Raw genomic sequence first — 18,947 nt, forward strand, 5'->3', positions numbered from 1 at the left:
GGTGGTCAGGGCCGACGGTCACCGCCTAGCCAGACAACCTCGGGAACGTCGCAAGCCAGGTTCTCATGGCCGCCGCCGACCAGAACGCCTGGGGGACTTTAGGCATCTAGGTAGCCGGAGCGGTCGGCGTCGGTGATCTTGCGGATGACCTTGGCAGGTACCCCGAGCGCGAGGGAGTTCGGCGGAACGTCACGCGTCACGACGCTGCCGGAACCGATGACGGCGTTGTCGCCGATGGTGACGCCTTGGTTGATGGTGACGCCGCCACCCACCCAGACGTTGTTACCGATGTGCACGGGTTTGGCGTAGCAGGCGCCAGCGGCACGTTCGCGAGCGTCAAGAGCGTGGTTGGTTGTGTAGATGGAAACCCGCGGACCGAACAGCACGTTGTTGCCGATGGTGATGTCCGCTCCATCCAGAAGGATGCAGTCGAAGTTGGCATAGAAGTTTGTGCCGATGGAGATGTTGTAGCCGAATTCACAGCGGAACGCGGGCTCGAAGTGGGCTCCCGTCCCCATGGAGCCGAGGATCTTCGCGAGAAGTGGTTCCCGTTGAGCTGCAGCCTGACCGAAGCTGGCGTTGTACTTGTTGGTGGCGATGACAGTACGTTCTCGTGCATCCACGAGTTCCGGGGTGAGATCGTTGTACGTTGCGCCTTGGCGCATGTGGGCGCGTTGGGCTTCAAGGTCCATGTCGGGCTCCATTCTGGTAGTTCGGCAGCGGCGGCTGTGGGACGCCCCCCCATTAATAAGAGTGCGAGCTGACTCCCCGCGGGGTTTGGCAATTCACGCGATTGGGAGAGTGCTCATTCAGCGTGCAGCCCAGCCGACGTCTAGCTGTTGGCCCATGCCGTTTTGAACATTACTTTGGTTTTGGGGTCAAGGTAGATCATGGACATTCCGGCTGCGACGGATAGTATCGCCGCCAAACTGCGTGCGAAAGCAAGCGGCCAGGTCAGGTCTTCGGCTTGCCTGAGCGAGGGCGCCCGTTCGGATCGAAACCATCTGCGGCGCCCCGCGGAGCCGAAATCGCACATCCACGCGTAGTACCCCGGTACCACATGCACCTGCTGGGAAGTATCCCCTGGGCCGATGTTCGGGCCCCGGGCAATCCGTAGCGTGAAGAGCGACGCAGGGTGCACAGACGCTGGCAGCCCGCGCGTTCGCAGAATCGAGACACGCTCATGGCTTCCCGCTCACGACGTCTTTTCCCCGCCGCTCTCTCGGTGGGCTTATCCCTGACCGTTATGGCTGCGATGGCCTTCGCCGGCGTAACGGTGGCTGATGCACAAAGCCACGTCGCGCCGCCACAGCAGGGCTTGCAGGAATTCCCGGTGAACCGGCCTTTCTCCTCCGGCGCGATTGTTGTCGCCGTTGTCCTGGGCTCGTCGGGCACCGTGGGGAGCGACGTTCTGGCTCCCTACGAGGTGTTTGCCAGCTCCCTCGAATTTTCCGTTTACACCATTGCATTGCAGTCAGCTCCTGCGCCAATTGACGGAGGCCCCGCGATAGTGGCCACGTCCACGTTCGAGGACGTTCGATCGGGCAGGGCCCGACAGCCGGACGTCGTCGTTGTCCCAGCCGCCGGTGCCCCGGAGGGGCCGGAGGAAACCGCGATGCGGGCGTGGATCGTGGAGCAATCAGGCCGCGGGGCCCGCATCCTGGGCGTCCGCAACGGATCGAACGTTCTGGCCGGGACCGGCATCCTCGACGGGCACAAGGCGACAGGCCACTGGTCACGTCTGGGTTCGCTGAAGAAGAGCCATCCCCAGGTCCAATGGGCGGAAGGCCTGCGATACGTTCAGGACGGCATGATCACCACCGCAGCCGGTCTCACGTCCGGCGTTCCGGGCGCGCTGAAAGTCATGGAGGACCTCACCGGCGCTGACGAAGCCGAACGGGTCGGCCACCTGATGAACTACCCGGGCTGGTCGCTCACGGCGCCGGCAGCAATACCCGTCCAGTCCTTCGCCGCCTCTGACATCCCCGTCGGACTCAACGCCCTCGTCCCGTGGCTCCGGCCGACGATCGCCGTCGGGCTCTTGAACGGTGTAGGAGAAGCAGACGTCGCCAGCGCGTTCGAGGTCTACACCATGTCTTTCGCAGCCCGCGCCGTGCCTGTCGCCGCCACGAAGACGGTCACCACGAAACACGGATGGTTCTCCTCACCGTTTCGGAAGCACAGGCACCTCTTGCTTGAGCAGACCCCCAAGAGTCAACGTCGAGGTTGGCAGTCGACGGTCTAGATCAGCACGTCCCAGGTCCCGGGTCTTGAGGAGAAGTGTCGCTCGCCGATAGTCCAGAAACTGCTGAAGCTTTGAGCTTCCCTAACACGCGCGCTGTCCGTCGGACTGTGACAGCTATGGGCTGACCCGGTAGGACCGCTCTTCGTGGCCTCACCCGGTGAGTCGTATTCTCATCTTTCAGGGCGAAGACGGGAGACGGACGCTCACGCAGGAGCCTCGTCGGGTGCTCCCGGGCGAGGTACGTCCGGGAGGTCAGCCAGCTGGGGCGCCTGGTCCACGACCTGCCCGGTAACGGCGAGGAAGCCGTTGCCCGGCAAAACAGGGACCACCGGACGGCGTGATGGCGAAGCCGGTGCAGAGGAGGGTTCCGCCTCTGCACCGGCTGCTACCTCCCGGGTTCCTGGGTCAATTCCTGGCGGGAGACAATGCGGGAACCGCCGGTCAGCGGGCCAGGTACAGCTCGTGCTGGCGGTGTGCTTCGGCCACTTCGGCGCGGATCGTGTCCACGTCCTTGGCCTTGTTGCGGTACTTCGGCTGCATCTGCTCGATCTGCCGTTCTTCTTCCAGCAGGGCGGTGTAGATCCGTTCGCGCTCGGCGGGGTCCGCGGTGTATTCGAGGTCCAGGTAGCTGACGGCGTGCCGGCGGGCATTGTTGATGGCAGTCTGCGCCTTGCCGGCCTTGCTCACCAGCGATGCCACCACCGTGAAGACCAGAACGCCGATGATGACACTCAGGGACAGGCCCGTGCTGATCTCCACGACCGGGACCGGCTCGCCGCCGTTGACGAACGGCAGGTTGTTCTCATGCAGGGCATGAAGGATCAGTTTGACGCCGATGAAGGCCAAGATGGCGGCCAGGCCGTAGGCGAGGTAGATCAGGCGGTCCAGCAGGCCGTCGATGAGGAAGTACAGCTGGCGCAGGCCCATCAGCGAGAAGGCCGTGGCGGTGAAGACAATGTAGACGTTCTGGGTCAGGCCGAAGATGGCCGGGATCGAGTCCAGCGCAAACAGGAGGTCGGTCCCGCCGATGGCCACCATGACCAGCAGCATCGGGGTCAGAACCTTTTTGCCGTTCTCCATCGTGAACAGCTTGTCGCCGTCGTAGTGATCGGTGGTGTGGAAGATCCTGCGGGCCAGGCGGATGATGAAGTTGTCGGCCGTGTCATCGCCCTCGGGTTCGGGCTTGAGCAGGTTGCCGGCCGTGATCAGCAGGATCAAACCAAAGGCGTAAAAGACCCAGGCGAAGGAATTGATCAGTGCCGCGCCGAGGAAAATGAACCCGGTGCGGGCGATCAGCGCGAACACGATGCCGAAGAGCAGCACCTTTTGCTGGTCCTCGCGCGGAACGCGGAAGCTGGCAATGATGATCAGGAAGACAAACAGGTTGTCAACGGAGAGCGCCTTCTCGGTGATGTACCCGGCGAAATACTCCGAGCCCATATCCGGGCCGCCGAAGATCAGAACGAGAATGCCGAAAATGACGGCGATGCCCACGTACAGGCCGGACCAGAAGGCCGCTTCCTTCAGTGTGGGGACGTGTGCCTTGCGGATGTGGAAGAAGTAGTCAAAGGCCAGCAGGGCCAGAATGACGACAATGGTGATGCCCCAGATCAGGGGAGAAACGTTCAAGGGGGTTCCTGCTTTCGTAGGGTGGGTACAAGAGAGCTTCATAAGTCTCTCCGCCCGCCGTCCGGCTGGCCGCTGCACCCGGCCAGGCAACGGTGCCTGACGTGTTGACGATTGCAGCGCTTCGGAATACTCCCCTACGCACCTCCAGCCTAACCGGGATCACCGCCAGAACCCAATCAGCGAATCCGGCCCATCTCCTGCGAGTGATCGTCGTGCTGCCGCCCCTGCGCCGCGACCCGACGCGGGAAAGAGGGTTGTACCGGGCATCCCGGCGTTGGGACGGACCGTTCAGTCCAGCGTGAGCGATTATGGTGCCTGGTGTTTGTTCAGGGTCGGCTGGTTGAGGGCTCCATCCTCATATGGTTCGGGGCTGGAGAAATCCACGCGCGGGCGCGCCAGTCCGCCCTCATCGAAGCCGGGGGCCGCCATGGACTCACGAGTTTCGGCCTGCGTTCAGCAGGTGTAGGTGCTGGGCAAGCGGCACTATGATCAGCGCGGATCAGATTCAACCGATGGTCCCGATAGCTCCGTGCACGGGTCCTCCAAGTTCGCGATCAACGGGTGGTCACGTCCTGTGGTGCCCAGCGCTGCTGCTCCCTGCGGCGACCCCAACGCCTCGAAGAACTCGACGTTGGCCCGGACATAATCGGCCCATTCATCCGGGACGTCGTCCGAGTAGTAGATCGCCTCGACCGGGCAGACCGGGTCGCAGGCGCCGCAATCCACACACTCGGACGGGTGGATGTAGAGCGTCCGCCCGCCCTCGTAGATGCAGTCCACCGGGCATTCGTCGATGCAGGCCTTGTCTTTCACATCCACGCAGGGTTGGGCGATCACGTACGTCATGGCGCGCTACACACCCGTGTAGACGGTCTTGCCCCAGGTAAAGAAGTCCAGCGCGGACTTCCCCTGTTCGCGGAAGGTGTTGGTGGAGGAGTCCTTCACGCCGCCGAACGGGACGTTGAGGTCAAGGCCGGCCGTCGGCCGGTTGACCTTGACGACGCCGGCCTGGGCGCGCGCGGCGAAGTCCGTGGCGCGGGCCAGGGAATCGGTGCAGATGCCGGCAGTGAGGCCGTAGCGGGAATCGTTGATCGCGGCGAGTCCTGCCTCGTAGTCGGCGACTTCCAGCACGGCCACCACCGGCCCGAAGATCTCCTCGGTCACGGCGGCGTCGTCGGACGGCAGTTCGGTGAGGACGGCGGCCGGAAAGACCAGCGGCCCGGCGGGGTCGCCGTCGTAGGCGCCGGCCAGCAGCGTGGCGCCGCGTTCGACGGCGGAGCGCACCGCGGCCTGGTTCTGCTCGAACTGCTGTCGGCTCACCACGGCCCCCATGGCGGCGTCCATGCCGTCGCCCGGGGTGTAGGCGGCGGCCTCCTCGGTCAGCGCGGCCAGGAACTCCGCGCGGATGCCGGGGGTGACGTAGACGCGGGAGGTCGCGGTGCAGGCCTGGCCGGTGAGCCCGAACGCGCCGGCGGCGACCACCTTGGCGGCCTTGCGGGGATCGGCGTCGTCGAGGACCAGCACGCCGTTCTTGCCGCCCATTTCCAGCTGCACCCGGGCGCGGCGTGCGTTCAGGATTTCCTGCAGGCTCAGGCCCACCGCCGTCGAACCGGTGAAGGACAGCCCGGCAATGCGCGGGTCGCGGGCCAGTGCGTCACCCACCACGCGGCCCTTGCCGTGCACCACGTTGAACACCCCGGCGGGCAGTCCGGCGTCCTGCAGGGCGCGGGCGAGGTGGGTGGCGGAGAGGGGGGTGAGCTCAGCCGGTTTGATCACCACAGTGTTGCCGCTAATCAGTGCGGGGGCGGACTTCCACGCCGGGATGGCGATGGGAAAGTTCCAGGGGGTGATGAGCCCGACGACGCCGAGCGCTTCACGGCGGGTGGTGATGGTGGTGTCCGGAAGGCCGCTGGGCAGGACTTCGCCGCTGGCCGCCCAACCGAGGGAACCGAAGAAGCGCAGCACATCCGAGGCGCGCTTGACCTCGCCCTTGGCTTCGGCGAGGGTCTTGCCTTCCTCACGGACCAGGTCCTCGGCGATGGCGGTCTGGCGGTCAAGGAGCAGGTTGCCCGCGGCCATCAGGATGGCGCCGCGCGACGGGGCGGGCAGGGCGGCCCAAGCCGGCTGCACGGCCGTGGCGGCGCTGATCGCGGCGTCGACGTCAGCCGCGGTGCCGCTGGGGGAGAGGGCGGCGAGCTCGCCGGGGCGGGCCGGGTTCATCCGCTCGGTGTCCGCCTTGCCGAGCCACCCGCCGTTAATGAGGTGTGGGGCCGTGAGGAGCCCGCGGCCGGTGGAGGTGGTGTGGTCTGTTGCCGTGGAAGTCATGGTGTTCCTTTGGGTGGTCGGGAATGTGCACAAGAAAGTGCAGGGAAGGGGGTGCGGGAGGGCGGTTAGAGGCTGCGGATCAGGCCGCCGTCGCACCGCAGCGCGACGCCGGTGATGTACGACGCCGGGGCGCTGCACAGGAAAGCTGCGGCGGCGCCGAACTCCTCGGGTTCACCGTAGCGGCGGGCGGGGATGGACTTGCGGGACTCAAACCGGATTTCCTCGACTGTGGTGCCGCGCCGTTTGGCAGCGGCCTGGTCGAGTTCGGCCACGCGGTCGGTGCCGATCCGGCCGGGAAGGAGCATGTTCACCGTGACGGCGTCCAGAGCGACCTCGGCGGCGAGGGTTTTGAGGTAGCCGGCGAGGGCCGCGCGTCCGGTGTTGGACACGGCCAGGTTCGGCAGTGGCGTAACGACGCCGCTGGAGCCGACGGCGAGGATCCGTCCCCAGTGCCGTTCGCGCATGCCGGGCAGCACCTGCGCGACGAGCGCGTGGTGCGGCTTGACCAGCAGATCGAAGGCGGCGGCGATGTCGGCGGCGCCGAGGGTGGCCGCGGCTCCGGGTTTGGGGCCGGGGCCGTTGAGCACCAGGATGTCGATGGGGCCGAGTTCGGCCACGGTCTGTTCGACGGCGGCTGCCACGCCGTCCGGGGTCCTGAGGTCCGCCTCGATGGCGACGGCGCCCGGCCCGTATGCGTCTGTCAGTTCGGCAACAATCTCCTTGGCCCGGACCTGGCGCCGGCCGGTGATGGCCACACGCACACCCTCCGCGGCGAGGGCGCGCGCGATGGCGAGACCCAGGCCGCCGGTGGAGGCGGCCACGAGGGCGGTTTTTCCGCTGATTCCAAGATCCATCAGAACGCCCCCGCAGTAGTGAGGGCCGCCGGCGTCGACGTTGCCGGCCCGGCCGGCGTCGACGTTGCCGGCCCGGCCACCGTCAACGTTGCCGGTGCAGGCGGGCGTGCTTCCAGGGCCGTGGCCGCCCCCGCCAGATGATTGAGCATGCTCAGCCGGAGGACCTCGGGGAACGGTGCGCCGGGGGCGCGGACGCCGGCGTCCGCGATGAGCCCGCGCTGGCGCAGGCATTCCTTCCGGACCGGCAGCGCGATCCGGGCCTGCTGCTCGAAGTTGACCAGCGGCAGGTAGGGCAGCAACGCCTCCCGGGCGGCGCCATACCCGTCCGACTGCCAGGCCCGGACACAGGCGATGAGCGCTTCCGGGTAGGAGAAACCGGTCATGGCTCCGGCCGCCCCGGACTGGAGCTCGTCCAGCAGCCCCTGGCCACCGAGGCCGCCGAACACAGACACATCAAGCGCCCCGGTGAGCCGCGCGATGCCCACGGACGTGGGCGGTGCCTCCGCCTTGACCGCGATGACGAAGCGGCAGGCCTGCACCACGCTGATCAGAGACTCGGTGCTGATGCTGATACCGCTGGCCAGGGGATAGTCCTGCAGCACCACCTTGGCGCCGGTGGCCTGGTGGAGGGCGTTCAGGTGTGCGGCCACCACGGCGGGGTTCGCGCAATTGGCCTGCACCATCACGGCGGCCAGGCGCCCGCCGGCGGCGGCCTGCGCGGCGCGGACTTCCTCGACGGCGGTGCCGGTGTACAGCGAGGTCACGCCGACCACGAGCGGAAGGCTGGTCTCCTCGACGGTGACCTCCAGCACGAGACTGCGTTCTGCAGCGGTCAGCGCCGCGGCCTCGCCGAACACACCCAGAACCGTGAGGCCGGTGGCGCCGATGGATTCGTAGTGCTCCACGAGCCCGGCGAGGCTGTCGGTGTCGACGTCAAGGGTGCTGCCCTGGAACGGGGTGGCGACGACGCCCCAGACGCCGGGTGCGAGTGATTCCCGCATCGGATGCTCCTTCACTGGTTGTTCCTGAAATGACTGCATACTCAGCATCCCGGCCAAACGGGCGGGCGCTTTTCCTGGAAGGCGCGGACGCCCTCGGCCGAGTCCTCGCTGTCCAGTGCCGCCATGAGCGCCGGCAGCCGGAGCCCTCGCGCCTCGCTGGCGGTCAGATGCCCGGTCTGCGTCACCATCTGCTTCACGGCCCGGACGGAGGTGGGGGCGCAGGCGAGGATCTGGTCAACCCAGCGCTGCACCGCGGCGTCGAGCTCCTCTGCGGGGACCACCTCGTTGGCCAGACCCATCGCTTGCATCTCCGCGGCCTCGACCTTCCGCCCGGTGAGGAGCATGCCCATCGCCTGGGTGTAGGGGATGCGGCGCACCAGCTGGTGGATGCCGCCGTCGAGCGCCAACCGCCCGACGCGCGGTTCCGTCAGCCCGAAACGGGCCGTCCCCGCGGCGATCACAATGTCGGCGCCGAGCACAATCTCCATGCCGCCGCCGAGGGCGTAGCCGTTGACCCGGGCGATGACCGGGATGTCCAGGCTGGTGCGCAGGCTCAGGCCGCCGAAGCCGTTCGGATCCAGACCGGCCCAGTACTCGAGCCCGGTCTTGTCCACCCCGGAGGTGGACATGTCCGCCCCGACGCAGAACGCCCGGGTGCCGGCGCCGGTGATAACGACGGCACGGACGGCGGGGTCAGCTTCCAGCTGGTCCCAGATCTGGTTGAGCCGGGCCTGGGCGCGGCCGTCGATGGCGTTGAGCACGTGCTGGCGGTCGATGACCACCGTGGCGACGTGGTTCTCGATGCTGAGGGTGACCTGGTCCACGAGAGCCCGGGGGGCGCGGGATTCTGCCGTGGCGGTCATCGGAGCACCCCCAACTGCTGCAGGCGTTCGATGGTTTCGGTGTCGAAGCCGTTCTCCAGCAGGACCTCAACGTTGTGCTCGCCGAGCCGCGGCGCGATGCGGCGGACGGTCGGCGGGGTGGCAGAGAGCCGGATCGGCGCGTTGAGCATGCGCACCGTTCCCACACCCGGGTGCTCGGCCTCTACGATCATGCCGTTGGCCGCTGTCTGCGCGTCGGCGAGGGCCTGTTCCAGCGTGTGCACGGGCGCGTTCAATAGACCCTTGCCCTCCAGTCGGGTGGTCCAGTACTCGGTGGTGTTGGTCGAGATGCGCTCGCGGAAGATCGCCTGCAGCGCCGGCTTGTGTTTGAACTGCTCGGCCAGGGTGGCGAACTCGGGGCGGAGCGTCAGGTCCTCGTCCAGGCCCAGCGCCTCGGAAATGCGGGCCAGCGGGTCCGGAGTGAAGCCGCCCACCATGCAGACGGCGCCGTCGGTGGTTTCGAAGACACCGCTGAGCGGCATCGCACCCCAGTTGACCTCGTAGCCGCGGTTGAGCTGCATGCAGGCCTCCTGCATCTGCAGATGCAACATGGAGTCATACATGGTGACCTCCACCCTCTGGCCCACGCCGGCGGTTTCCCGGGTGCGCAGCGCCAGCAGGATGCCCTGCATCAGGTGCATGCCGGTGATGTAGTCGCACAGCGTGGTGGGGTAGATGGACGGCTTCATGTCCTCCGATTCGCGCCGCCACATCACACCCGAATAGGCCTGCGCGATGGCGTCCTGGCCGCCCTTGTGCGAGTAGGGGCCCTCCGGGCCGAAGCCCGTGCCGGATGCCCAGATGATGCCCGGGTTCTCCGCCTTGAGGTCCTCATAGCCGAAGCCCATCCGTTCCATCACGCCGGAGCGGAAGTTGCTGACCACGACGTCGGCGTCGGCCAGCAGGCGGCGGAGGACGTCCTTGCCCTCACTGGTGCGCGTGTCCACGGAGATGCTGCGCTTGTTCCGGTTGATGGACAGGAAGATCGGGTTGTCCTGACCGTCCTTGTCCGGGAACGAGTTCCGGGAGATGTCCCCGGCGCCGGGGCGTTCCACCTTGATGATGTCCGCGCCATAGTCGCCCAGGAGCTGGGTGCAGGACGGGCCCATGAACACTTGGGTGAAGTCCACGATCTTGATCCCGTCGAGGGGGAGCAGAGTGCCGGTGCGCTGACCGGAGGCCGCCGGTGCCGCCGCCGTGCCGTCCGCTGGTGCGCCTGCCAGCAGGTCTTCGATCACGGCGCTCATACCCCCACCACCGCATCCAGATCCAGGGTGGCGTTCGACGACGGGACGTCGCCGGGGTCCGCGCCGTGCCGGCGCATGCCCTGCTGGATTTCCAGCGGGGAGACCTCGCGAACCGTGATGCCCTGCTCGACCGCGATGGCCGCGGCGACGCCGACCGCCTGGCCCATAGCCATGCAGGGCGGGATCTCGCGGGACATCTTCTGCGCTTCCGGGGTGGCCGAGTAGTGCCGGCCCGCGACGAGCAGCTGGTCCACTTCCTTTGGCAGCAGCGAGCGGAACGGGTAATAGTAGTCGCGGCCGCGGGCGACGGTGTCCCCAAAGTGCCGGCGGGAGGTGACATCGTCCTTGGTCATGACGTACTCGCCTTCGAGCAGGCGGGTCTGCCGGACGCCCATCTGGGACGCGACGTCGAGCATGTAGCAGTTCTCGAAACCGGGCAGGTTGGCGCGGACGTAGTCCACGGCCTCGGAAATCTTGTCCCGGGCGGCGAACTCGGCGGCGGTCATGTCCGCGGGGTCGACGCCGTCGAACCCGGTCATGTGCGGGGCGTTGCACCAGACGACGCCGCCGATGGGAGTCTTGAGCCACCAAAGTTCCCAGGCGCCGCCAAGGAGGCGCTTGATCTTGCGGTTGATGGCGCGGGCTTCCTTCGGGTTGGCCTGCTCGAATGCTTCGGCGGCGTTGGTGTCGACGTTGCCGAGGCGGAAGACGAGTGTGGTGAGGTAGCTGTCCTTGACGTAGCTCGCGCCGGCCCGGGAGGCGACGTCGATGTCGCCGGTGGTGTCGATGACGATGTCCGCCATGAACGCCTGCGGGCCGGACTTGGTCTCGCAGATGACGCCCTTCATCACGCCCTTGTCCACGATGGGGCGGGAGAACCAGGAGTGCAGGCGCAGGTTCACGCCGGCTTCGCGGACGAGGTCGTTGGAGACGCGTTTCCAGCCGTCCGGGTCGAACGCCGCGGCGTAGCAAACCGGCTTCGGGCTGGTGTGGGAGTGGAAGTCGAAGGTGCCGTAGCGGCCCCACTTGTTCCACAGTTCCTCGGAGGTCTTGCGGTCATCAACCGGCGGCACAATGGCGAGGCCAAGCTTTTGCAGCCGTTCGACATACTCGGAGACGATGCCCGTCACGGTGATTTCCTGGCCGTTGATCATGTCATCGAGGACCAGGACCATGCCGCCGGAGGCGAGACCGCCGAGCGAGGAGTAGCGTTCCAGCAGCGTGACAGAGGCGCCGGAGCGGGCGGCCGTGACGGCGGCGGCCACCCCTGCGGGGCCGCCGCCCACTACCAGGACGTCGGAGCGGGAGATGACGGGGGCGGTGAGGTCCGACGTCGTGGTGCTGAGTTCAAGTGAGTTCATGGGGGGATCCTTAGTTTCCGACGAAGATGCCGTTGGTGCGGCGGGCGGCGAGGTAGAAGACGATGCTGAGGATGGACAGGACGGCAACATAGACCGGGAAGACCCAGGTGAGGTTCTGGGACTGGAGCCAGACCAGCACGTAGGAGGCGGTGCCGCCGAACAAGGCGACGCCGATCCCGTAGCCCAGCGCCACACCGGTGCCGCGGCAGTTCTTGGGCATCAGGGATGTGCTGACCACGTTGTAGAGCGTCATGTTCAGGACCAGGACCAGGGATCCGCCGAGGAGGACTGCGGCGAAGCCGCCGATGCCGGGCTGGACGTACATGAGCATCAGGAACACGGACGGGATCGCCAGGATGCGGGTGATCAGGAACCAGCGGGACATCGACTTGCCGTCGGCCAGTTTGCCGATAATCCAGCTGCCAACCACCAGGATCACGCCCAGGGCGGTGGTCAGGGCGAATACCGCCGTCGGGTCTTCCTTGAAGCCGCTGCGGGCGGCGCTGGGAAGGCCGACGTTCCACGCGTAGTTGTAGGCCTGGGCTGCGCCGACGACAAAGATGATGGCCAGGACGGAGAGCCAGTGCTTGCGGACCCCGGACCAGACGGCGCCGGAGGAATTGCTGGCCATTTCTTCCGGACGCATGGTTTCCGGGAGGGCCCGGCGCAGGTAGATGACCACGAAGCCGAAGACCGCGCCGATGAAGAATGGTACGCGCCAGCCCCAATCGGCCATCACGGCGCCGCCGAGGCTCAGGCTGCAGAGGAAGCTGACCAGCGAGGCGAGCAGGATCCCGATGTTGACGTAGAAGGACATGATGCCGGCGACATAGCCTTCACGGCCTTCCGGCACCAGTTCTACGGCGTGGGAGGTGGAAAGCGGGGCCTCAATGCCGGTGGAGATGCCCTGCAGGATGCGGCACGCCACGAGGATGATGCCTGCCCAGGCGCCGATCTGTTCGTAGCTGGGACAGACGGCGATGACCAGAGTGGTGCTGGCCATCAGCATGATCGAGAGCAGCATCACCCGCCGCCGTCCGATCCGGTCCGCGAGGGTGCCGAGCAGGATGCCGCCGAGCGGCCGGAACGCGAAGCCGACGGCGAAGACGGCGAGGGTGTTGAGCGTGGCGGAGAGGGGATCGCTGCTGGGGAAGAAGTTCGGGCCGATGAACGCCGAGAGGAGGCCGAAGACCATCCAGTCGTACCATTCGAGGGCGTTGCCGAGGCCGAGGCCCAGGAGGCCCTTGCGGACCTCGGGGGTGAGTTGACGGGATGCTTTTTGTGACTCGACGGCGGTGTCAAGCATGGCTTTTCCTTACTCTGGAGCCCCTCTATTGGGGAGGGGCAAATGAGGGTATGACGCATCGCCGTCCGGGGTTGGGGGACGGTGGCTGCGAAGGTGGCAAGGATTGTCAGCGGGCAGGTTCAGGCCCGGATAGTGCGGGAGAACGGTAACGGCGGCTTAGCGGTGCTGTTACCACGCGTGAGGTGCGTTGACCCAGATCGCTACGCATACCTCTTCGTAGCTGTTTTTGAACCAGTGCGGGGTGTCCGAGGAAAATGTGATGGAATCGCCTTCCTCGAGCGTGTAGCACTCGCCGTCCAGGAAGATGTCCTTCCGGCCGGAGAGAATGATGCCGAATTCCTCGCCGCTGTGGCGGAAAGGAGTGGCACTGGTGTCATGGCCGGGCGGACTGACAATCCATTGGGCTTCCAAGGCTCCGTTGAGGTCCGGCGTGAGCAGTTCATAGACCGCCTCGCCCACAGATTTCTTGGTAATGCCCTTGAGGTTGCGCCGATCGGCCTTGCGGACCACCGGGGAGCGCGGGTCTTCGTGGCCGATGAAGAATTTGCCGACCGGGATGTCCAGGCCGTGGGCCAGTTGTGCCAGGGTGGTGAAGGACGGATTCGCCAGGCCGCGTTCAATCTGGCTGACGATGGCCGGGCTGAGGCCCGTGATCTCCGAAAGCTTGGCGAGCGTCATGCCTTTTTCTTTGCGCATGGCGCGAACCTTGTTGCCGACCGTGGCCAGCAGCGCGCTGGTCGCAAGGGGTGAACTGCCTGTGACGCTCTCGGTGGTCATTCGATGTCCTTCACTGGGTGACCTGACTCACACAACTATAGTGAAGATTTTTAGCGGGTCAATGATTTGCTCTTTATTAAGATGAAAGAATTTGCCGCGGTGCGGTTGGATGTGGTGCGAAGTGCCCGCCGCTGCGGCGCCTGACCACCGTCGGGGTTGGACTATCAGTGAATGAGCGGGATCCTAACGTTGCGTGAGTCGCCGCTGGATCCAGCGTCAGGCGGCGTTCATGCGTTCTCCTTGTCGGAACGGGGCGGCCAGAGACCAGCACCAGCCGGCGTGCTCGCGGGTGATCGCAGTTTTGACCTTGACGGACATTTGCGCCGTTCATCGAAGATTTCCCACGTGTGGTCGAGCCGGCGGTTTCTTTCCAGGCCCCGATCTTTACGGCCAGACCGAACGCGGGTCGTAACTTTGGATGCCCCGCCGGCACATCAATGCCTCAGTCACCGGGGTGTAGCGGCAGGCCGCCGCCGTGGCGGCGACCTGTTTGTCGATGCGTGCCAGATGTCCGGCGAGTGGTTCGGTCTGTTCGACGCAAGCCAAGCCGGGACCTCCCAAACTTCACACGTGGTACTGCCATTGCGCCCCCGACGAGCCGCCAGCGTCAAAGAGAGTTATCGGCGGTGACCCGTGTTGTCCAAGCCCACCACGTGTGAATGGCCCAGAGTCTGTCCCCGGTGAAAATCACGAAGCTGCCGCTCTGACTCAGGGTCAGACCCCGTAGGCGGCCGCGACGATCTTCGGGAAATGTCCCGCCAGATTGCGGCGCCAATGATGACCAGTGCACTGATGCCTGGAACAATCCACTCCATCATTCCCCCTAGGCGGTCAGTGTATACAAACACCGGTCTGAGTGGAAGGACCGAAGTTGCCTGGCAGCCGGAGGAGATCAGGGCGTCTTTGAAACGGCCAACTGTTCTTCAACGTTGCCGGATCCGCACCGGGATCCAACTACATAGGCATGGTTCCCGGTGCCCCGGCCACTGAGTACCGGAGCAGCCGTGCGGTGACGTCCATATCCGTTGACAACATGATTGAGATCCCCTCGCCACACAGGCAACAGTCCGGGACGGAGTCTTTGACCTGCTTCGATTAGAGGTTGCGTCGTTCAGCTCCCGCATCACCACCGGCACAGCCGCTTCAGGGCCGGCCCCGGAATCCCTGCGTTGGGCGATGGCCAGCCACGGCTTTCAAGCCGTGACCGAGAGCTCGAAGTCCGTCGCCATCTGCGCTGTCCGCCCGCAACAGCAGGTTCAATGTGACCAACGTGGCGTGGCCTGCGAAGCCCTTCGCCGTAATGGCCTTAGAACAGCGGCCAGGGCACCGCCGACATCTCACCGCTCGGAGCCGGAAACCGCCCTGCCAGGCTCAACCGTGCGCAGCGCGCGGCGAGCGATGCGATTTCGTCGGCGCTAAGCAAGCCCGCCAGATTTCGGCCCAGGCCACCGTGCAGTCCTTCCCTGACACGGTCGATGCCGTCTCGTTCCTCGGCGGTCAGAGCGTCTCCCAGCCATCCCCACAGCACCGTGCGCAGCTTGTGCTCACGGTGAAAGGTGAGTCCATGGTCCACGCCGTGCCGCTGTCCGTCCGTCATTGCAAGAATGTGGTCGCCTTTGCGGTCGGCGTTGTTGACGACGACGTCGAACACCGCCATGCGTCTGAGCGCTGGCGAGTCTTCATGAACAAGGGCGACCATCCGTCCTCTCTCATCTCGTCCCTCGAGAACGTGTTTCCAGCCCGTCTCCGGCAAATGCTCCGCAGCGACCAGCTTCACGGCGCTTTGGGCGGGGTCTTGTTCCTGCCAGAGCTGCACCATTCCTTCGCCCATCGGACCATCGCGCAGCCAGGTGTGCGGCACGACGCCCCAGCCGAAGACCTCCGAGACCAGATAGGCGGCCACCTCCCGGTGGGCCAGGGTGCCGTGGGGAAAATCCCACAGCGGACTTTCGCCTGCTATCGGCTTATAGACGACGGACACGTCGCCGATGCTGCCCAGAAAAGTAGCGTTTGAGGCCGTCGTGATGCGGCCGGTGAGCGTCAACTCGGCTGTCACGAGGTCCGGCGCTGGCATCAGAGCTCGGGAAGGGTGCAGATGTGCCCGTCGGCGTCCATGGGGTAACCGCAGAGCGAACAAATCGGACGCCCGGCGCCCACGATCTCACGGGTGCGCTTGGCGAATGCGCGGGCGGTGCCGACCGGCATTCGCACCAGCAGCATTTCGGGCTCGTCAGAGCCGTCCTCATCAAATGAGTCGCCGTTAACATCAGCATCGGCATCAGTGATGGGGTAGGCCTCTATTACGACCTGGGCCGTGGTTGGGTCCCAACCTAAGCTCATGGCGCCGGTGCGAAACTGCTCCTGAACGGCCTCGAGCTGGTCATTGTCGACAAGTTCAATGGGAGTACTCGTGGGAACGCTGAAGGGGTTGCCCTCGACGGTGATGAGCTGGTCGAGAATTTCGTCGATCTTCTCCGCCAGCAGAGCCGACTGCTGCTTCTCCAGGGCAATACTCACGATCTGCGTCCCTGCGCGCACCTGCAGGTAGAACGTCCGCGCCCCCGGAAGGCCAATGGTGCCAACGACGACCCGATCAGGCCAGGCAAACTCATGAACACGTGTAGGCATGTCAATATTTTAGTCACATGTGGTTCATGGCGCCTTCTGCCCTGCACCGCCTCCCACCGGCGCATCGCCAGAGTGGATGCCCTCCGCCAGCCACGACAGATCACCCGCGTCGGTGTTGGTCGCGTAGACGCTCGGCCGACTAGCGCCGTAGCGCACGATCGATACCGAAGCGGGGCCCACGTTAATGCGCTGGAACAGGTCGAGGTGCATGCCGAGCGCGTCGGCGAGAATTGACTTGATGATGTCACCGTGGCTCACCGCCACCCACACGGACCCTGGCCCGTGCTCGGCTTCGAAGGCTGCATCGTGGCGTCGAATCGCTGCCACGGCCCGAGCCTGCATCGCGGCCATGGATTCACCGCCGGGAAAGACGACGGCGGACGGCTGCGACTGCACAACCGGCCACAAATCCTCCGTTGCGAGATCACTGAGCGTGCGGCCCTGCCACTGGCCGTAATCGCACTCAGTGAGATCGAGATCGACCGGCGCGTACGGTGTGCCGGCCTGGCGATCGAGGATGAGCTGGGCGGTCTGCTGACAACGTTCAAGAGGGCTCGACACCACCCCGACGACGGGCACGGCTGCGAGCCGGTCGCCGGTCAGAGCCGCCTGGTCCCGCCCGATCTGGTCCAGACTGACGCCGAGGGCCCGACCGGCCAGCAGTCCAGTCGCATTGGCTGTGGTGCGGCCGTGCCGCACGAGAATAACTGTTGCCATCCACCCAGCCTAGCCACCCGCTCTATGGCGGTGTGAACCGAAACGGGTCGCATTGACCAGTTCACCGCCGACGCAGCAAACCCCGAAGATCCGGCACAGACGAAACCCGGGTCAAAGTCGACCGCCGCATGGAGACGTCCTGTACCCGCTCCGCCCGCACGTCTGCCCATAGTCGGGTGGCGAAAGCATGAGGATTGTGACTCACGGGCTGGGGAAGATGCGCGGAAAGCCCCCTCTGCAGTTTCCCTGTGCCGTCCCCGGCCTTTTGGTGCTGGAGGAAGGCGGGCGTTTGGAGGTCCAGGTCGGCTGGTTCCAGGACGCGGCTGAGGGTGGACCAGTTGGGGGGACCCTGGAATCCGAATTCGGAAACGAATCGTGGATTCCAGTTTGCGTAATGTGAATAGTCTTCCTGGTTCCAGACATCCCAGATATGTACGTTCCCGTGCCTTGGGTCGTTAGGGTGCAGTTCAGGGTCCCCGGAGTAGGGGCTGCCATTCCAGTACGGTCGGGTGGGATCCAGTTCTGTTACGAGGGCCGGCAGGAGTTCGGAGTAGTACCGCCATCCCCAGTTCCGTCCGTCGAGCCCGGGCTTCCAGTCCCAGTCCCAGAACCCCCAGACGCACTCGTTGTTTCCATTCCAAAGCACCAGGCTCGGGTGGTGCATGAGCCGTGTCACGTTCTCCCGCACCTCGCCGGCGACCTCTTCGTAGAGCGGTCCGTCCTCCGGGTATCCGGCACAGGCGAAGAGGAAATCCTGCCACACGAGAACGCCCATGCGGTCACACAGGTCATAGAAGGTATCGGATTCATACACCCCGCCGCCCCAGACGCGGAGGAGGTTTATGTGGCCGCCGTGGCCTGAGAGAGGCGCTGGTGCAGCTGATTTTCGGTGATGCGGGAGGGGAAGCAATCGTCAGGGATCCAGTTGGCGCCCTTCACACGGTTTAGGTACACCCGCGCGCCGGTACCGGCACGCGCCACACGGACCCAGGCATGGTCACGATCATCGAGGGACTGGCGTTCACCAGGCTCCGATCGAGCGTCGTACCGACTCACAATGACTGAAGCGCTGAGACGAAGCACCCCGGTACCGACCTACTCCGTTGTCCCTCGAGATCGTCATGTCCGCAACCGCTTTCCTTGGGGTGCCGGTGTATGTGGCAGGGTGGTCAGCGTGTCAAAGACGACGGAGCGTTTAGACTCATAGGCGCCGATAGTGGAGCCGGCGAACCGGTGCCGGTCACCGATCTCGACGGCGAGACCGAACGCGGTCAGGGTCGAGATCCCGCGCGGGCACTCCAGCGACCGGACCACGGACGTGTATTCGCTCTGATAGTCATCGCTGTCATGGTCTCGTCCCGCCGGATGGTCTACGACGCCGGGGGGCTGGGAACAAGTGCTGCCCGCCTGGCCGCACCGCTTCGGCGAATTAGCACCGGACACTCCGCCGCCGGTCCGATTTGGTCAAGTGCTGACGGCTCCCGGGATCTGCGGGAGAACCCGGACGCCGCCATCACTGCGGGCTTGGACGCCGCGGACGCCGCCGCCTGGGACTACTGGACCCTGTGACGGCAATCGGCCCTTCATCGCCCACAGTCCGGATGATGACAGCTACCAGAACCAGGATGACAGCGAGAACAATGAGAATCCAGGTTGGAACTGCCGCCGCGGCGATGGACTGGTTGCAGGCGGCTTCGGCGCCGATGCCGCCAAGCGAGTCGTAGTAGGCCGCTGTGAAGTTGTCCGCCCGGAAGACGCTTCCGCACAAACTGCCGACCTTCTGGGACCCGAGAAAGATGCCGGCGCCGGCTGCCAAGAGGCCAAGGACGAGAAGCCAGGTCCAAACGCTGCGTGTGAGTGAGGTGTTGTGATTCCCGGACATGGCTTCCCCAATGGATTTGTTCCGAATGATGCTGGGGAAATCATATCGGCGCGGACGGCCTGGCGCCGCGCACAGAAGGTTATGCCCTACAACA

At 65.5% G+C, this 18,947-nt stretch carries 17 protein-coding genes; 2 read left to right on the top strand and 15 right to left on the bottom strand.

The window, feature by feature from the left end; all coding sequences use genetic code 11:
- Positions 1-98 precede the first annotated feature (98 nt).
- Positions 99-692 (bottom strand): sugar O-acetyltransferase, encoded by a 594-nt coding sequence (locus tag VUN84_08305; GenBank protein XAS65619.1) that lies wholly within the window; start codon positions 690-692, stop codon positions 99-101.
- Between the two features lie 491 nt (positions 693-1,183).
- Between VUN84_08305 and VUN84_08310 the strand changes: the two genes are divergently transcribed.
- Complete coding sequence (locus VUN84_08310; protein ID XAS65620.1) at positions 1,184-2,245, top strand: DJ-1/PfpI family protein; 1,062 nt, start codon at positions 1,184-1,186, stop codon at positions 2,243-2,245.
- A 441-nt stretch (positions 2,246-2,686) separates the two neighbouring features.
- On the opposite strand, the gene VUN84_08315 is transcribed toward VUN84_08310, so the two are convergent.
- From VUN84_08315 to VUN84_08380, 14 genes are all read right to left on the bottom strand, one after another.
- Positions 2,687-3,874 (bottom strand): TerC family protein, encoded by a 1,188-nt coding sequence (locus VUN84_08315; protein XAS65621.1) that lies wholly within the window; start codon positions 3,872-3,874, stop codon positions 2,687-2,689.
- Positions 3,875-4,363: 489 nt separating this feature from the next.
- Positions 4,364-4,720, bottom strand: coding sequence for a ferredoxin (fdxA, locus tag VUN84_08320; protein ID XAS65622.1), 357 nt, complete (start codon positions 4,718-4,720; stop codon positions 4,364-4,366).
- 6 nt (positions 4,721-4,726) lie between these two features.
- The gene (locus VUN84_08325) at positions 4,727-6,199 is read right to left on the bottom strand and encodes an aldehyde dehydrogenase family protein (protein XAS65623.1); all 1,473 of its coding nucleotides are present in this window, start codon (positions 6,197-6,199) and stop codon (positions 4,727-4,729) included.
- A 65-nt stretch (positions 6,200-6,264) separates the two neighbouring features.
- Entirely contained in the window at positions 6,265-7,053 is a 789-nt protein-coding gene (locus tag VUN84_08330; protein XAS65624.1) for an SDR family oxidoreductase, read from the bottom strand.
- Positions 7,053-8,054 (bottom strand): dihydrodipicolinate synthase family protein, encoded by a 1,002-nt coding sequence (locus VUN84_08335; GenBank protein XAS65625.1) that lies wholly within the window; start codon positions 8,052-8,054, stop codon positions 7,053-7,055. The genes VUN84_08330 and VUN84_08335 overlap by 1 nt, the downstream gene beginning before the upstream one ends.
- 41 nt (positions 8,055-8,095) lie before the next feature.
- Complete coding sequence (locus VUN84_08340) at positions 8,096-8,917, bottom strand: enoyl-CoA hydratase-related protein (protein ID XAS65626.1); 822 nt, start codon at positions 8,915-8,917, stop codon at positions 8,096-8,098.
- A complete protein-coding gene (locus VUN84_08345) occupies positions 8,914-10,182 on the bottom strand; it encodes a CoA transferase (protein ID XAS65627.1) in 1,269 nt (422 codons plus the stop codon). Before VUN84_08345 ends, VUN84_08340 begins: the two co-directional genes overlap by 4 nt.
- The gene (locus VUN84_08350; GenBank protein XAS65628.1) at positions 10,179-11,543 is read right to left on the bottom strand and encodes an FAD-dependent oxidoreductase; all 1,365 of its coding nucleotides are present in this window, start codon (positions 11,541-11,543) and stop codon (positions 10,179-10,181) included. Before VUN84_08350 ends, VUN84_08345 begins: the two co-directional genes overlap by 4 nt.
- Before the next feature lie 10 nt (positions 11,544-11,553).
- The gene (locus VUN84_08355) at positions 11,554-12,849 is read right to left on the bottom strand and encodes an MFS transporter (GenBank protein ID XAS65629.1); all 1,296 of its coding nucleotides are present in this window, start codon (positions 12,847-12,849) and stop codon (positions 11,554-11,556) included.
- A gap of 168 nt (positions 12,850-13,017) precedes the next feature.
- Positions 13,018-13,626 carry a cupin domain-containing protein gene (locus VUN84_08360; GenBank protein XAS65630.1) on the bottom strand — a complete coding sequence of 203 codons (609 nt, stop codon included), beginning with the start codon at positions 13,624-13,626 and terminating at the stop codon, positions 13,018-13,020.
- A 1,306-nt stretch (positions 13,627-14,932) separates the two neighbouring features.
- On the bottom strand, positions 14,933-15,700 hold the full coding sequence (locus VUN84_08365; protein ID XAS65631.1) for an SCO1664 family protein: 768 nt from the start codon (positions 15,698-15,700) through the stop codon (positions 14,933-14,935).
- On the bottom strand, positions 15,700-16,254 hold the full coding sequence (locus VUN84_08370) for a DUF3090 domain-containing protein (GenBank protein ID XAS65632.1): 555 nt from the start codon (positions 16,252-16,254) through the stop codon (positions 15,700-15,702). The genes VUN84_08365 and VUN84_08370 overlap by 1 nt, the downstream gene beginning before the upstream one ends.
- A gap of 24 nt (positions 16,255-16,278) precedes the next feature.
- Complete coding sequence (locus VUN84_08375; protein XAS65633.1) at positions 16,279-16,971, bottom strand: MSMEG_4193 family putative phosphomutase; 693 nt, start codon at positions 16,969-16,971, stop codon at positions 16,279-16,281.
- Positions 16,972-17,032: 61 nt separating this feature from the next.
- Positions 17,033-17,785: a hypothetical protein gene (locus VUN84_08380; GenBank protein ID XAS65634.1), complete on the bottom strand. Its 753-nt coding sequence runs from the start codon at positions 17,783-17,785 to the stop codon at positions 17,033-17,035.
- 419 nt (positions 17,786-18,204) lie between these two features.
- On the opposite strand from VUN84_08380, the gene VUN84_08385 reads away from it, so the two are divergent.
- A complete protein-coding gene (locus VUN84_08385) occupies positions 18,205-18,540 on the top strand; it encodes a hypothetical protein (protein XAS65635.1) in 336 nt (111 codons plus the stop codon).
- Positions 18,541-18,947 lie beyond the last annotated feature (407 nt).

The organism is Micrococcaceae bacterium Sec5.8 (assembly GCA_039636775.1).
Taxonomy (GTDB): Bacteria; Actinomycetota; Actinomycetes; order Actinomycetales; family Micrococcaceae; genus Arthrobacter.